Annotated in this window: 13 protein-coding genes; all 13 read right to left on the reverse strand. The window is 58.5% G+C overall.

Features of this window, described 5'->3' with window-relative positions; all coding sequences use genetic code 11:
• Window positions 1-12: 12 nt before the first annotated feature.
• The 13 genes from icmH to tssA all read right to left on the reverse strand — a co-directional run bounded on the left by icmH (window position 13) and on the right by tssA (window position 15,215).
• Entirely contained in the window at window positions 13-888 is an 876-nt protein-coding gene (gene icmH, locus QMK58_RS19625) for a type IVB secretion system protein IcmH/DotU (protein ID WP_320395289.1), read from the reverse strand.
• 5 nt (window positions 889-893) lie between these two features.
• Complete coding sequence (tssK, locus tag QMK58_RS19630; RefSeq protein WP_320395290.1) at window positions 894-2,225, reverse strand: type VI secretion system baseplate subunit TssK; 1,332 nt, start codon at window positions 2,223-2,225, stop codon at window positions 894-896.
• A gap of 2 nt (window positions 2,226-2,227) precedes the next feature.
• Window positions 2,228-2,728, reverse strand: coding sequence for a type VI secretion system lipoprotein TssJ (gene tssJ / locus QMK58_RS19635; protein WP_053164431.1), 501 nt, complete (start codon window positions 2,726-2,728; stop codon window positions 2,228-2,230).
• A 5-nt stretch (window positions 2,729-2,733) separates the two neighbouring features.
• The gene (tagH, locus tag QMK58_RS19640; protein WP_053164433.1) at window positions 2,734-3,921 is read right to left on the reverse strand and encodes a type VI secretion system-associated FHA domain protein TagH; all 1,188 of its coding nucleotides are present in this window, start codon (window positions 3,919-3,921) and stop codon (window positions 2,734-2,736) included.
• A 17-nt stretch (window positions 3,922-3,938) separates the two neighbouring features.
• Entirely contained in the window at window positions 3,939-4,079 is a 141-nt protein-coding gene (locus QMK58_RS19645; protein WP_053164435.1) for a hypothetical protein, read from the reverse strand.
• A 73-nt stretch (window positions 4,080-4,152) separates the two neighbouring features.
• Window positions 4,153-5,670 carry a sigma-54 interaction domain-containing protein gene (locus QMK58_RS19650; protein ID WP_320395291.1) on the reverse strand — a complete coding sequence of 506 codons (1,518 nt, stop codon included), beginning with the start codon at window positions 5,668-5,670 and terminating at the stop codon, window positions 4,153-4,155.
• 10 nt (window positions 5,671-5,680) lie between these two features.
• A complete protein-coding gene (tssH, locus tag QMK58_RS19655) occupies window positions 5,681-8,314 on the reverse strand; it encodes a type VI secretion system ATPase TssH (protein WP_320395292.1) in 2,634 nt (877 codons plus the stop codon).
• Between the two features lie 13 nt (window positions 8,315-8,327).
• Window positions 8,328-9,335 carry a type VI secretion system baseplate subunit TssG gene (gene tssG / locus QMK58_RS19660; protein WP_320395293.1) on the reverse strand — a complete coding sequence of 336 codons (1,008 nt, stop codon included), beginning with the start codon at window positions 9,333-9,335 and terminating at the stop codon, window positions 8,328-8,330.
• Complete coding sequence (gene tssF, locus QMK58_RS19665) at window positions 9,299-11,086, reverse strand: type VI secretion system baseplate subunit TssF (protein WP_053164442.1); 1,788 nt, start codon at window positions 11,084-11,086, stop codon at window positions 9,299-9,301. The genes tssG and tssF overlap by 37 nt, the downstream gene beginning before the upstream one ends.
• 107 nt (window positions 11,087-11,193) lie before the next feature.
• On the reverse strand, window positions 11,194-11,604 hold the full coding sequence (gene tssE / locus QMK58_RS19670; protein WP_053164444.1) for a type VI secretion system baseplate subunit TssE: 411 nt from the start codon (window positions 11,602-11,604) through the stop codon (window positions 11,194-11,196).
• 14 nt (window positions 11,605-11,618) lie between these two features.
• Window positions 11,619-13,094, reverse strand: coding sequence for a type VI secretion system contractile sheath large subunit (gene tssC, locus QMK58_RS19675; RefSeq protein ID WP_320395294.1), 1,476 nt, complete (start codon window positions 13,092-13,094; stop codon window positions 11,619-11,621).
• Window positions 13,095-13,122: 28 nt separating this feature from the next.
• A complete protein-coding gene (gene tssB, locus QMK58_RS19680; protein WP_053164447.1) occupies window positions 13,123-13,626 on the reverse strand; it encodes a type VI secretion system contractile sheath small subunit in 504 nt (167 codons plus the stop codon).
• 32 nt (window positions 13,627-13,658) lie between these two features.
• Complete coding sequence (gene tssA, locus QMK58_RS19685) at window positions 13,659-15,215, reverse strand: type VI secretion system protein TssA (RefSeq protein WP_320395295.1); 1,557 nt, start codon at window positions 15,213-15,215, stop codon at window positions 13,659-13,661.
• Window positions 15,216-15,518: the final 303 nt, after the last annotated feature.

The following is a 15,518-nucleotide window of genomic DNA, read 5'->3' on the forward strand; positions in this document are numbered from 1 at the left end:
ACGCGCTCCTGTTTACGGCTGCGACTGCGGCTGGACTACGACCGGATCAAGCGGCTGAAAGGTTTGCAGAACAGTGTCGCGCCGCTCGCCCAGAACCCAGGCGAAACCTGAATACATCACCACCAGGCAGACGGAGGTGAACAGCACCACCATCCACGCTGGCACAATGCGCACCAGCCTGCGGCGCTGATCGTTCAATCCTTCCCAGTGCGGCGACAGTTCGCGTGGCACGTCGCCGCGCAATTGGCGAATCTGCCGATACAAGGCGTCGCGCAGGCCTTCGAGCTCAAGCAGGCCACGCGCTTGCACGCGGTACTTGCCCTCGAAACCGAGGGACAGGCACAGGTACATCAACTCCAGTAACGGCAGGTGTTTGATCGGGCTTTTCGACAGCTGTTCCAGCAGCTGAAAGACCTTCTCTCCGCCAAAGGTTTCGTTGTGGAAGCTGCTGAGCAGGCTCTTTTGCGACCACTCGCTTTCGTTGCCCCACGGCGTGGTCACGACAGCTTCGTCGATAACGGTGCACAACACGTAACGCGCGGTCATTACCTGACTGCTTTCGACACCGTTATGCAGTGCCTGCACCTCAAATAGATTGATCCCGGCGGTCAGTCGCTCGTTGAGCGCAGTCAGGTCTTCGCGGATGTCGCTATGCTTGAGCCGCACCACGTCAGAAAACAGCCCGGACGCGGCGGCCACCAGCGAGTTGAGGCTGATGTTGAACGCCTCGGCCGGGCGCAGGCGCGCGGCGTAGATCATGCGCTCTTCCAGTTGCTCGAAGCGCGGTGGCGCGGTGAAGTCGGTCATCGGACTTTGTGCCGGACTGTGGCCCTGGCGGTCGAGCAGGACGGTTTTATCGTCCTGATGGTGTTCCGTGTCCCTGGTCATGTCTGTCAGTTCCTGATGGCCCAGAATTTCAACTCAAGCCCGGAGAATTCGCCGGCCACATGGAAGGCGAAACCGCCAGAGCGCTCCAGTTGTGCAACGTCTTCGGAACTGAGTTCGAGGATGAAATAAGTTTTGTTGGAGTGAAACGGGATCTGTCGCGGAGCCACCGGTAACGGTTTGACCTTGATGCCTGGCAGGTGCAGGTTGACCAGTTGGCGGATGCGCTCAACCGGGCCGACCTTGAGGTGTGCCGGCAGGCGGTGGCGCAGTTCTTCACAATCGCAATTGGCACTGGCCGCCAGCACGAAAGTAGCCGAGCCCAGCAGTTTATGATCGTGCAGCGGCGAAACGATGATCCCGTACTGACGCTCCTGCAGGTCCAGTTCAATGGCGTGCTGCTCCAGCACCATCGATAGCACCTGACGAATCGCCTCCATCAGCTCGCGAAAACTGGCACCCTGATCGCTGTGCTGGTAACGGCTGTGCAGGCGCGGGCGTTTGCTTTCGCTGGAAAAGGTCGCCAGATCGCCGAGCATGGTCAACAGCGTGCGGTATAACTCCTCCGGATGTACCTGCTCGAGTTCCAGATAGTGACGCATCAGCAGTTCAGTACGGTTGATCAGTTGCAGCATCATGAAGTCGCCGACTTCGGCGCCACCGACCTTGCCGCTGGAGCGAATCCGGTCAGCGATAGTGTCGCCGCGATGGGCGAGCATACTGATCACTTCCTTGAGACACGACAGCAGGTAGCTGGAGGAATGCGCCTGAATATAGGTCGGCAAAAAATCCGGATCGAGGCTGATCACGCCGTCGGGCGTCGCTTCGAGTACATCGCAGATTTTAAGTTTTACATAGGTCTGGTCGCTCTCCTGCAAACCAAGCAACAGTTTGAAGTCCGGGCGTGCGCAATAAATCTGGCTGACGCAAGCATCACCGGCATTGGAGTCGGCGATTTCTGTTTCATAGGTGGTGTAACGCGCCAACACATCAGATTGTTCTGGGCGGCGCGACTCTATGTGATTTCCGGTGACCAGCGGCAGCGCCAGATAGATGGGTGTGTTGCAGGTGTTTGGTGGCACGTCCAGCGCCAGTGGCTCGGTGCTTCCGCCGAGCTCAAATAGACTGCCGTCCGGGAGTATCCCCGAGGCCTGGCTGATTACCAGCTTACCCATATTGAGGAACTGCAAGTCGATATCCAGATTGAGAAACCCCCAGGTGTAACCACCCAGCAATTGAGTGCGGCTCTTCATCTGGTGGTCGTAGTAGCGATCATTGTGCTGGAAGTGCTGTGGACGCAGCAGCATACCTTCCTGCCAAATGACTTTATGGATGTTCATGGTCAGTCATCTACCCTGGAAAGCACATCATGGTTGTTGCGGATACCGGCAGAATCGAGCGTCAGATCAGCATTCGTGACCGCCAGCGCAGAGATCTGCACGGTATAGCGCCATTTGGTTTCCGGCAGGTCGCGATAGGCGGCGAGTACACCAACATAACGGCTGCCCTCCCCCACGCTGAGTTTCAGCTCGACGGTCTCGCCGGGGCGCAGTTCAAGTTCTTCGCTAGTCACCAGGTCTGGAGCCAGAGACTTCCTGGCACGTTCATACAGACTGAAGAAGTCGGCGTTTTCGAAGGTCACCGGGTGCTTTAGCTCGAATAGACGAACAACGATTGGCGACGGACGCCCGTTCAGGTCCGGGTTCAACTGATCGCTGGCAGTCAGCTTCAGGTTGAGCTTGGTCATTTTCGAATAGGGCGACAACGACGTGCACCCGGCCAGCAGCACCAAGGTCATGACCGTTAGCACCGTCTTGAAAAAAGTGGTCGAACAGCGGGACATGCGCATCATCCTTGGTGGTCGGTGTATAGGGTGGAAATCAGGCGAATCTGTTCTTCGTAAGCCTGAGCAAAGTCACGGGCCAGCAGCCGCTCGCTCCAGTCATCGTCCTCACGCAGGCCCTGGTGATAACGACCGTAGGCTCTCCAGCGATTGCCGGAGGTGGCGAATAACGGCTTGTTATCTCGCTCGAAACGCAGGGTCAGCTGCTGCGGCGAGAAATGCTCCAGCGTTGCGCGTACGGCGGCGCGGCTGGCAGTGAGCAAGGCCACTTGATGGGCCTGCAAATCGCGGAATGCGCGAGAGATCGCCTGCTCGGCCGATAATTGACCAGGCTTGTCTGGCTGCAACAAAATGCCCAACGCTTCAACCGCATCGCCGGTCGTTTTAAGCGGGTTTTTGTTGCCGCCTTGCAAGGTGGTCCGGGCCAGGCGCAATTCGTTCTTGAGCTCATTGCGGGTGTGCAGGCTCTGCTGCAAACCGCCGACACTTTGCTTGAGCAAGTGTGCCGCGCTCAGCGCCAATGCTTCGCGGGCGTCATGGTCGAGGCCGTTCACATCCACGCCCAGCGTCGTCCCGAAACGTTCCCAGAACCCTTCACTCTGACGTTCGACCACTTTCGCCGCCGGCGCGGGTCCTACTGTGGCCTTGACCAGTTCCGGAACCAGCAGGTTTTCGATGTCAATACGCGCGCAATCGGCGCGCTGGCGGGCGTCCTCGATGGTGGTGTTCGGGGAGATCAGCTCTTCGATTTGCGAATACACGCGTTCTTGCTGCTCGAGGATCTTCAGCGGATCAAGGTCGAGGAAGGCTTCATCCGGAATGATACTGCCCGCAGCGCGTGGACGGCCGACTTCGCCAAAGGTCGTCGGATCACGCACCAGTCGCGCGAGAATCTTGAAGTCACCCAGTACATAGGTGCTGCCGTGCTCAATGCGCACCGCTTCGCCTCTGCGCAGGCGCGCACCGCTCTCCCCGTCCTGGATTCCATTACTGCTGGTATCGGTCAGGAAAAACATGTCTTCGCGGTAGCTGATGATCATGTGGTGATTGGACACGTGACGCTTTGGATCAGGGATGATCCAGTCGCAATCCTCGCCCCGGCCGACGACGCCCCCGGTCTGTTTGAAGGTCTTGCGGCACAAGTCCGTGGACGCGAATTGCTGGGTGCTCAGTATTTCGAGAACCAGTTCCATGGTGATACTCCTTACGGTCACTTGCCGCGATTGACCGCTTGCGGATCACCCAATGGGCGATAGGTGTTGTCGTCATGTTTGTAATTGCCACTACACCCGCCAAGGCCAAATAGAACGACGAGGGTCAGCAGGAAGGCTTGCCAGCAACGAACAGGCATCTGAGGTTCTCCAGAATGGACAAAGCGCCAACCCATTTGGGTGGCATTGTTAAAAGCCAGTGAGGTCCTTTGCCTACCCATCGAAATCTCCCAAACTGATGTTGAGGCGCCCGAGTCGGTAGAGCAGCGTGTGGCGTGGCAGGCCGAGTTCACGGGCGGCGAGAGTCTGGTTACCGTCGTTTTTACGCAGGCTATCGAGCAGCAGCCTGCGCTCGACCTGCTCCAGGCGTTCACGCAGGCTCCAGCGGCTGTCTGGCGGTAAGGTTTGCGTGCGCAGGGAGAAATGCTCGGCCAGCAACTCGCCGTCTTCGCATAGCAAAACCGCGCGTTCGACCATCGCTTTGAGTTCGCGCACGTTGCCTGGGAAGGCATAACCGGACAGATGATCCAGCGCTTCTTCGGACCAACGCAGCGCATCGCGCTGCAAAAACGAACAGGCTTTATCGGCAAAGTGTCGGGACAGGTCGAAAATGTCGGCTTCGCGCTGACGCAGGGCCGGCAACTCAATCGGAAACTGCGCGAGACGGTAATACAGGTCCTCACGGAACTTGCCTTCACTCACCAGTACCGACAAGTCACGGTGAGTCGCGGCGATAATGCGCACGTCGATTTTATGAGTGTCGCTGGAGCCCAGCGGGCGAATCTCGCCTTCCTGCAACACGCGCAACAACTTGGCTTGCAGCGACAATGGCATGTCACCAATCTCATCGAGCAACAAAGTGCCGCCATTGGCCGCGTCGAACAGTCCGGCGCGGTCACGGTCGGCACCGGTGAACGCACCTTTGCGATAGCCGAACAGCTCGCTTTCCAGAAGATTTTCGGGGAACGCCGCGCAGTTCTGCACGATGAATGTCTGCGAGCGTCGTGGGCCGCAATCGTGAATCGCCCGCGCGACCACTTCCTTGCCAGTGCCGGTTTCACCGCGCAGCAGCACTGTGTACGGGCTGTGCAGGACTTTGCTGATCAACGCACGGGTCTGGCGCATGGCCAGACTCTCACCGATCAATCCGTAACCGCTGGCACAGGGCAGGCTGACAGGCACTGGCGACAAATCCACGGCGGGCTGACGCGAGCGTTGCAGCAGATTCAGTTGGCCCAGCACGAACGAGCCTAACTGCCCGAGCGAGTCTGCAAAGACTTGCAAATCAATGTGCCGGTGACTCGCACAGAGCAACAAGCCTTTGACCGCTTTGAGTTGATTGACCAGCGGCACACACAACAGAGATTGCCAAGGTGATGCCTGTGGCGGCATGAAACTGGTTTCGTGGAGGCTGCTGCTCAACCCCTCGAGACTTACCACGCGGTTCTGGCACAGAGAAAATTGCAGCAATTGCCCACCGCTGTAATCCGCTGGCAGGCTCGCCACTTCGCGTGATTGCAGTATGCCGTTGAGGCACTCGGCGTTCATCCCAAGGCATGTGTGAGTCGCATCCAGCAAGTAGAGTTGCGTCAGTTCGCAACCGCTTAGCTCGGCCACCCCTTGCACCAATTCACCCAGCAGCGCAGCATCGTTCGCCGCACGTGACAACTTGGTAAACTGCCCCAGCAAAGCTTCGGCATAGGCCAGTGGTTGCGATACCTGAGTGAACATCACACCCACCTCAGGCGAACTCGCAAATCACGCTGGCGCCACCGTCGAGCGTGGCATGCACACGCTTGAGGCTTTCACCGCAGGCCATCGCATCGAGCAAGCGGTCGGCCACCAGCGGTAACACATGCAGATCGAGCAAGTGGTCGATCAGGCGTGCGCCGCTGTCACTCTGCGTGCAGCGTTCGGCCAAATGATCGACGAGGCTTTGGCAATAGGTGAAAGCCAGCTGAAGACGGTTCAGACGCTCGCCCAGCCGGCCGAGTTTGATTTCAATCAGTTCACGCAGCACCGGACCTCCCACCGGGTAGTAAGGCACCACTCGCATGCGCGCCAGCAGCGCCGGCTTGAAGTGTTTGCTGAGTATCGGGCGAATGGTTTCTTCCAGCACTTCGGCGGCGGGCCGCGCGCCGTTATCGCAGAGGTCGATGATGCGGTCGCTGCCCAGGTTCGAGGTCATCAGGATCAACGTATTGCGAAAATCGATTTCGCGTCCTTCACCGTCGTTGGCCACGCCTTTGTCGAAGATCTGGTAAAACAGGTTCAGCACGTCCGGGTCGGCTTTCTCGACTTCGTCAAGCAAGACGACGGAATACGGTTTCTGGCGCACCGCTTCAGTGAGCATGCCTCCCTCGCCGTAACCGACATAGCCCGGTGGCGCACCGATCAGGCGCGACACAGTGTGTTTCTCCTGAAACTCGGACATGTTGATGGTCGTAATAAAACGATCGCCGCCATACAGCAAGTCAGCCAGAGCCAGTGCGGTTTCGGTCTTGCCGACACCGCTCGGGCCGACCAACAGGAATACGCCAACGGGGGCTTGCGGATTGTTCAGACCTGCCGCAGTGGCACGCATAGTGCGATCCAGGGCGCGAACGGCTTGCTCCTGACCACGAATGCGCATGCGCAGTTCGGTGGCGAAAGTGGCGACCTTGGTGTTGTGTTCGCGGGCCAGTTGCGCCAATGGCACGCCGGTCCAGGCACTGATGACTTCGGCCACCAGGCGCGGGCAGACTTCGAAACTCACCAGACGCTCTTTTACTTGAGCCTCGGTCAAGGCGCGGTGGGCGGCGTTCAGCGATGCTTCCAGAGACTCAACGCTTTGTAATTCATCGGCATGAAGGGATTCGATCACCGCGCCTTGCTCAATCGTCGGCTCGACGGCGCTGGCTTCACGGGCCATGGCCAGTCGCTGACGCAGATCCAGCAGCTGCTCGGCCAGTGCTTTCTGTTCAGTCCACAGCGATTCCAGCGCGATCATTTCGCTTTCGGCTTCGTCGAGGCGATGCTCCAACGCCTTCAGCGCTGGGTAATCGATCAGCAAACCGGCGTCTCCATCACGGCACAGAGCCTGGCGCTGACGGCCACTTTCAGCCAGTTCACTACGCAGGCGCTCAAGGCTTTCCGGGGCAGCCGCGAGGCTGATGCGCACACGGGCGCAGGCTGTGTCGAGCACGTCGACCGCCTTGTCCGGCAGCTGGCGACCCGTCAGGTAACGGGCGGACAGTTCAGCGGCAGCAACCACTGCGTCATCGCGCAGGTAGATGCCGTGGCTCTTTTCGTAAACCTGAGCCAAGCCACGCAGAATAGTGACGGCTTCACTGACCGTCGGCTCGTGCAATTGCACCGGTTGGAAACGACGAGCCAGTGCGGGATCCTTTTCGAAGTACTTCTTGTACTCCGCCCACGTGGTGGCGGCGATGGTGCGCAACTCGCCACGGGCCAGGGCCGGTTTCAGCAAGTTGGCCGCGTCGGAGCCACCGGCATTGCCACCCGCGCCGATCAGCGTGTGAGCTTCGTCAATGAACAGGATGATCGGATGCGGCGAGGCTTTGACTTCGTCGATGACGCCCTTGAGGCGGCGTTCGAACTCGCCTTTGACGCTGGCGCCCGCTTGCAACAGGCCAACGTCCAGCGAGAGCAACTCGACGCCTTTGAGCACAGGGGGCACTTCACCGGCGGCGATGCGCAAGGCCAAGCCTTCGACGACCGCGGTTTTACCGACACCGGCTTCGCCGACAACAATAGGGTTGCTCTTGCGCCGACGAGCGAGGATATCGATCATCTGCCGGAGCGCGCCATCACGGCACAGCACCGGGTCGAGTTTGCCGTCGCGAGCCTGTTGAGTCATGTTGTGGGTAAAACGCTCCAACAGCGATTCACCCGGTGCGGTGGGTTTGCCAGTGGCCGCTGGTTCTTTCTGTGACAAGGCGAACTCTTTGAGACGCTCGATGTTCAGCCTCGCCAGCAACGGCTGGTAGCGACTGCCGGCATAACGCATCGGGTTGCGCAGCAGCGCGAGGATCAGCGCAGCCTGTTCAACCTGGCTCTGCCCCAGTTCGAGGTTGGCCACCAGCAACGCATCTTGCAGCCATTGCAGCAGTTCCGGGGCGAACACCGGATTGCGCGAGCCGCTGTGTTCCATCCGGGAGTGCAATGCAGCGCTCAATACACCGGCGTCCATCCCGGCATCTTGCAATGCACGGACGAGCAAGCCTTGCGGGCGCTCCAGCAAACCCAGCAGCAAGTCTTCGATCAGGATTTTGCTGCCGCCGCGGGCGACGCAACGCTCAGCCGAACGCTCCAGATCGCGACGGGTTTCGGCATCCAGGGCGTGGATAAGTTGTTGCAGGTCTACGTTGATCATGGATCATCTGTCCTTAATGAATTTTGCTGCCCAGCGTCACCACGCCGTCCGCTCTTTCGCGGCCCAGCCAACTGGTCCATCCCAGACGACAGGCGTTCTGCTCGCCGATGCGCTGCTCGGGAATTTCGTCCTGTCGCAGTACCAGGCGAATGTCGTAATCGAGCGGGTCACGCAGAGTGAACCGAACCAGCGCGCGCAACGGCTGGTAACCGAAACCGATCGGCAGAAATTCGTGAAAGCGTTGCCAATCGAGTTGGGTGATGTGGATGCGGAATTTGCCGCTGCGGTCGCGTACGTGTTCGCCCAGTACCAGGTCTTCGCCCAGCAGACTGTTGGCACGACCCAGACGATTGCGCTGTTCGTCGAGCATTTCCACGCGACGCTCGATGCACTGCTCGATAAACAGGTTTTCGTGCTTGAAGTAGTAACGCAGTACCGCCTCAATCAGCGCCGCAGAGTGCGCCCGCAAGCTGAGCAACCCGAGGTACGGCAGCAGGCGCTTCCAGTTCAGTTCCCCGGCCTTGCGGATCTCTTCGCCGCCTAGACCGATCAAGGCAAACAGCTGTGAGGAAAACGGGTCGAGCGCGCCGCTCAGGAATCGCGCGCGGTAGCGATACTTGCGCCAGATCGGCAACATCAGCCGGTGCAGGCGATGGTGAAACAGATCGAGGAAGTTGCGCGTCGAATTGCCTTCTTCGCTGTCGCCCAGAGCCTGTTCGCCATAGAACGCCGGTAGCGGCGAACCGGACCCCACCAGGCCGATCAGGTTGAATCGCAGTCGCGCGCGCATCTGCCCGTGTTCTTCGAAAAACTCCACGCGATCGACGTCGCTGCCAGGGAAACCCAGACTCGGGTTGGCCTGGAACTCCAGCTGGTCGTACAGCTCCTCTTCGCTCATGTACGGGTGAGCCACACGCAGCCGGTCGAGTACCAGCAGTACGGCCTGAAACAGCGAATACTCGCGTATTACCCGGGTCAACCCGCTTAAAGCAGGGGCTGCAAGCCCATACGTGGCGCCCATTGGTACACCTCTCCCTGTGTGCTTTTTACCCGTAGCTCGTGGAACGAATTGAGACTGGCGTAAAGCGCGAAAAACTCGTTGAGAACCGAAGCGAACACGAACAGGTCCCCTTCGCCGATATAGCCTTGCGGGTCGATGGTCAGCTCGGTGCGCAGTCCTCGCACCGGCAAACCGCGATGCAATCGGTCGACATGCTGATGCTCAATCGACTTGAGCCCGTCGAGCAGACGCTTGCTGACCTTCTCTGCCTGCTGATCGTAGTAACGCGGCAGATCGTAGGTTTCGAGAATGACCTTCAGCGCGTTGACGTCGGCCAGGGACAGATAGTTAAGCGACATATTGCTGATCAGTTTCCACAGGAAGTCACCGTTCAGCGGCGGCGCGAAACTTGCGGTGACCGGGGTGATGTTGCGGAAACCGAGGAACTCCGGCGTGCCTTCGCAGGCCATGTTGATATCACCGAGCTTGAGTCTGCGCGGCAGATTCTGGTTGGTGCACATCAGCTCGATTGACAAGGTTTCGTGAGCTTCGGTGTGGCGGATGCCAAAGCTCAGATAGGTATCGAGGCCGTCGTGGAGCAATGACGAACGCTGGTGGACGCTGTAATGCGGACGGCTGTTGGGCACGTCGAAACTCGGATCGTGTTCGAAGGATTCGAACGGCACGTATTCCTGATAACCGGTGCCGCCGGGCTTCCAGCCGGTCACCGTTTCCACGGAAAACACACCGCAGCTTTCCAGGTTATGTTCTGTGGGCAGTAGCAGGTATTCGTCCTGCTTTCCATCGAGACGAATCGGTAACGCATCGTGCTTGAACAAATTAACGATGGGGGTGCAATGCAGCTTCACGTTGTCCAGGGTCGGAGGCATGCGCAGGTTGCCGCTCTTGCGAATGTCGAAACGCAACTCCAGTCCCCGCATCTGTTTCAGCGTGTCTTGCGGCAGCGCCTTGAGCAGATCCAGACCGAGGACATCGACGAACATGAACTTGTCCTGGAAGGCGAAGTATTCCTGCAGATAGCGGTAACCGCGGAAGGTGTTCAGCGGATAAGGGATCAACGCCTCGTCTTCGGCAAACCCCACCGGTTGTACGCGGTTGCATGGCATCTTGAACGCCATTGGCTTGCCGTCGACACCTTTGATTGCCATGCCGGCGCTATCGAGCGGAATCAGTTCAATACCTTCCAGATTACGCAACAAACTCAGGTACAGCATTTGACTGATGTAACGCTCGCCAGCCAAGTGCAGACGCAAGCGGTTCAATTCCAGCTCGCCAAGGTGGCCGTCGGCGCTCATCTCCAGGCGCAGGTTCAGCAACGAACCACTGCCCTTCACCGAATACGTCAGTCCGGTCAGATCCAGTGCCTGAACTTCGGTCGGGTAACAGGTGCGGAAACCACAATGTACCTCGTCGATCTGCTGACTCTGGACCGGCGTATCGCGCCCAACCATCAATGCAGGTCCGGAGCGCTTCAGCGGGTCGAACTGCAAAATGCTGAACGCAGGCAGCGGCCGCATGTAGTTCGGCCACAGCAATTGCATCAGCGAGTGGCTGACCTCAGGCAATTCATCGTCGAGCTTCTGCCGTAGACGACCGGTCAGAAACGCAAAGCCTTCCAGCAACCGCTCAACATCCGGATCACGTCCGGCCTGCCCGAGGAAAGGCGCCAACGCAGGGTTGCGCTCGGCAAATCGGCGGCCTAACTGGCGAAGTGCCGTGAGTTCGCTTTGGTAGTAATGGTTAAAGGACACAGTCGGCTACCCGCTTTTCTTGTTCGCGAAAGGTGTGAGGTCAGTGGCGTTAAAGAAACGTCCCGAACGTCGATGCCGATCAATCAATAAAATTGTTTCGATCTCCGTCATGTGCTGACTTTGACTTGGCCGTTGCCATCCAGGCGCGCGGCAAAGCTGACCCGTCGCTTGAAACCCTCAACTTCCATAAGCGCGTTGATGCTGAAGGACAAGCGGAGCTGTTCGTGGTCAGGCGGTAGGGAGATGACATGCACGTTGCTCAGGCGTGGCTCGTAGGCTTCTATGAATTTCTCGATAGCCAAACGGGCCTGACTCAAGGCGTCGTGCAGGCTCAGACGCATGTCATTGAGATCGGGAAGCCCGTAATCGGACAGCGTTTGCACACTGCCCGCACGTGTACTCAACATCTTGGCCAGATGGGCAGCCACCGACGCCATGGCGCAAAACTCGAGGCTGCAATCGATGCGTTTTCCAGCATCGCCACCCAGGCGTTCGAAAAGGCTGCCGTATCCAGTCATGAGTCAGGCTCCGCTTACTCTTTATCCAGCTTGCCGACCAGTGACAAGGTGAAGTCTGCGCCCATGTATTTGAAGTGGGGCCGCACGTTCAGGCTCACGCGGTACCAGCCTGGCTCGCCTTCGACATCACTGACGATGATCTGGGCAGCACGCAGTGGACGGCGGCCACGGACTTCGGCGCTGGGGTTTTCCTGGTCGGCCACGTACTGACGGATCCATTTGTTCAGCTCCTGCTCAAGATCAGTACGTTCTTTCCACGACCCGATCTGCTCGCGCTGCAGTACTTTCAAGTAGTGAGCCAGGCGGTTGACGATCATCATGTACGGCAGTTGGGTGCCGAGCTTGTAGTTCAGTTCGGCCGTCTTGCCCTCTGCACTGTTGCCGAAGAACTTTGGCTTTTGCACCGAGCTTGCGGAGAAGAACGCCGCGTTGTCGGAGCCTTTGCGCATGGTCAGAGAAATAAAGCCCTCTTCCGCCATCTCATATTCACGACGATCGGAAACCAACACTTCGGTAGGAATCTTGGTTTCGATTTCGCCCATGCTTTCGAAATGGTGCAACGGCAGGTCTTCCACCGCGCCACCGCTTTGCGGGCCAATGATGTTCGGGCACCAGCGGAATTTGGCGAAGCTATCGGTCAATTTGGTGCCGAACGCGTAGGCGGTGTTACCCCACAGGTAGTGTTCGTGGCTATTGGCTACGGTTTCCTTGTACACGAACGACTTCACCGGGTTTTCTTCCGGGTCGTAGGGGTTGCGCAGCAGAAAACGCGGGACGGTAAGACCTACGTATCGGGCGTCTTGCGATTCGCGGAAACTCTGCCATTTGGCGAATTGCGGGCCGTCGAAATGATCTTTGAGATCCTTCAGGGCCGGCAAACCAGTGAAGTTTTCCAGGCCGAAAAACTGCGGGCCGGCTGCGGCGATGAACGGCGCGTGGGACATGCAGGCCACACTGGACACGTACTGCATCAGCTTTACGTCCGGCGAGCTTGGAGTCATGAAGTAGTCCGCAATGATCGCGCCCACCGGCTGACCACCAAACTGACCGTATTCAGCGGTATAAATGTGCTTGTACAGGCCAGCCTGCATCACTTCCGGTGAATCTTCGAAATCGTCCAGCAGGTCTTCTTTGGAAACGTTGAGAATCTCGATCTTGATGTTTTCGCGGAAGTTGGTGCGCTCGACCAGCAATTGCAGGCCACGCCACGAGGATTCCAGAGACTGGAAGTCCGAGTGGTGGAGGATTTCGTCCATTTGACGGCTGAGTTTGGCATCAATCTCGGCGATCATGCGGTCAACCATGGCTTTCTTGACCGGTTCACCATCGTTCTGCGGTTTGAGCAGCTCCTCGATGAACGCTGACACGCCGCGCTTGGCGATGTCGTAGGCTTCGTCGCCCGGCGTCAGGCGGGTTTCGGCAATGATGCTGTCGAGAATGCTGAATTCGCCCTGCTCGTTGTTGTTCTGCTGTGCTGCGCTAGTGCTCATTGTCTTGGCTTCCTTGGCTGATGGGGACTCAGGCATCCTGAGCGGCGGTGCTCAAGCCCAGCTCACCCAGAACGCGAGCGCGGGATTCGTCGTCGGCGAGTACGCCTTCGATGGCTTTGCGAAATGCCGGTGCGTTACCCAGCGGCCCCTTGAGGGCTACCAGCGCATCGCGCAGTTCCATCAGTTTTTTGAGCTCAGGCACTTGCTCGACCAGGCTGGCCGGATTGAAGTCCCTCATTGAGTTCACATGCAGCTTCACCGCCAGCTCTTGCGTGTCGCTGTCTTCCTGCAGTCGGTTCGGTACGCTAAGTGTCAGGTTCAACTCTTGTTTGGCCAGCACGTCGTCGAACGTCATCTTGTCGATGCTGATCGGCTTGCGATCTTCGACCTTGCGCTCATCCTTGCGGTGGGTGTAGTCACCGATTGCCAGCAGTTTCAACGGCAGTTCGATCTCCTCCCTGGCAGCACCGGTGGCAGGTTTGAAAGTGACGTTGATGCGTTCCTTGGGGGCTACCGAGCCTTCTTTGGCCATGGCTTTTCTCCTTGCGGTTGTGGCCCTGAGGCCTATTGCAGTACCACTTCGAGATCGAGGTGACACAGCCTGCGATAAATCTCTTCCTTGCATTCACGTACGGCATGGTTCTGTGGCAACAACTCGCAGCAGCTATGCAGCAAATGCAGCACGTCCAGTACAAGGTCGGGCTCCCAGGCGTTAAGGCCCGAGCCCTGTAGTGTCTGGTCCAGTGTTTCGAGCTGGGTCTTGGCCAATTCGTACTTTTTTGCCATGAAGCACAGCCGCGCCAGAGCGAACTGCCAGAAGAATCTAACGCGCCCGCCCTGGGCGCCTTGCAAGCCCGGCTTGAGGGACTGCACGGCCGCCTTGAGGCCTTCCGTGCGCAGAATCGGCAGGGCTTCTTCCAGGGCCAGCTCCCAGGCGGACTGCGCGTCGATGGCTTCGACCTTGCGCGGCGTACTGGCGGATTGCAGGTGTGGCATGACGTTGGCGGCGATCCATGCCTGAGTGGCTGGATCGGCAAACGGGGAGCCATCATGAAAACGCAATTCGACAATGCCTGGCAGGCGCTGAATCAACAGCGCGAAATGGATTTCCACTTCTCGCATCGCCATTTCCGCGCTCAAGCCCTGAAGGCATTCCCAAACCATCCGTTGGCCATCAAACCAAAACGGGGCCTTTGCGACACTCGCCTCCAGCTCCACCAGCAGGTCGGCGTACTTGGACTGGTCATATTGGGCCTGATAGGCCTTCAGCCTGTCCGTCGGCAAACCGCGCAATGCAGTGATTTGCTCGGAATTACGTTCAGGGACGACGTCAATGGGTAACCACAGAAGCGTTCGATTGAGGCGATAGGCCCGCAGGTCGGTGGCTTTCTGCTTGAGCCACCACGCGCATAAAGGCCGTGCCGCCTCCTGCTGATCGCGCAGGGCCTTATGGGCGTCTTTTTCGTTGTCGATCGTAGCGCCAGGGGTAAACAACTGTGTAGCTGCTTGCTTGACCTGAGCCACTGTTGCGCCCACCACACCAGGCTCTGGCTGGTTGTTTGCAGCACGCAGAACCCTGCTTCTCAAGCGGCGAGTGATCGGCAACAGCAGCGGCGCATCGCCACCCAGATGCTCTGCGCAGGCGGCATCGAGACCTTCAAGGTGTTCAACCAGTTGGCGGAACACCGGCAACTGCTCTTTGATTGCGACACTGTCAGTGAGTACCTGCTCAAGCCGCGGCACCAGCCAGCCGACAGCCGCAGCGCGGGTTCGCCACTTGACCGGGTGGATCTGCGACCACGAGTGCTTACACAAGTGATGCATGAGCCCACAGCCGGCCACCAGGCCGGAAAAGGACTCACGCTGGTACAGCGCCCACGTTACCCAGCTCGCAACCCGCAAGTCCTTGGACTGAGTACGTAGCAACGCCTCACCGACTTCCTGCACTTTCAGCCAGTCAACCTGCCCGCTTTCATGCATCGATCGGGCTTTGGCCAACTCGCTTTCCAACGTCTCGAACTCGCTCGAAAAACGAACGTCTTCACCTGCAAAGGACTGCTCACCAATAGCTGACTTCGCGAGTTCAAGATAGTGAGCCGATAGCTTGCTTGAATAGGACATTTACGGCTCGTCCTGTAGCGTGAGTTCACGCGCAAAACCAGTGCTGGCGACAGACTGAAAGTTTTCCAGACAACTGCCGGCCATCACTACTTGCCGCTGATTGCCATACAGATCGCGCTGCCGCAAGCAGCCAAAGCTAGCGATCAGCACCGGTCCGAGGAGGTAGCCGCAAAGCACCTCATCAAGCTGCGACCCACCCGGACCCAGGCTCCAGCGCGCTCGCGGCAAAACCGTATCCCGGGTAGCGCAGAAATGATCCGCCCCGCTAATCAGGGCTTTGCGGACTGACCTCATCAGAGGTGA

The sequence above is a fragment of the Pseudomonas sp. P8_241 genome (assembly GCF_034008315.1).
Taxonomy (GTDB): domain Bacteria; phylum Pseudomonadota; class Gammaproteobacteria; order Pseudomonadales; family Pseudomonadaceae; genus Aquipseudomonas.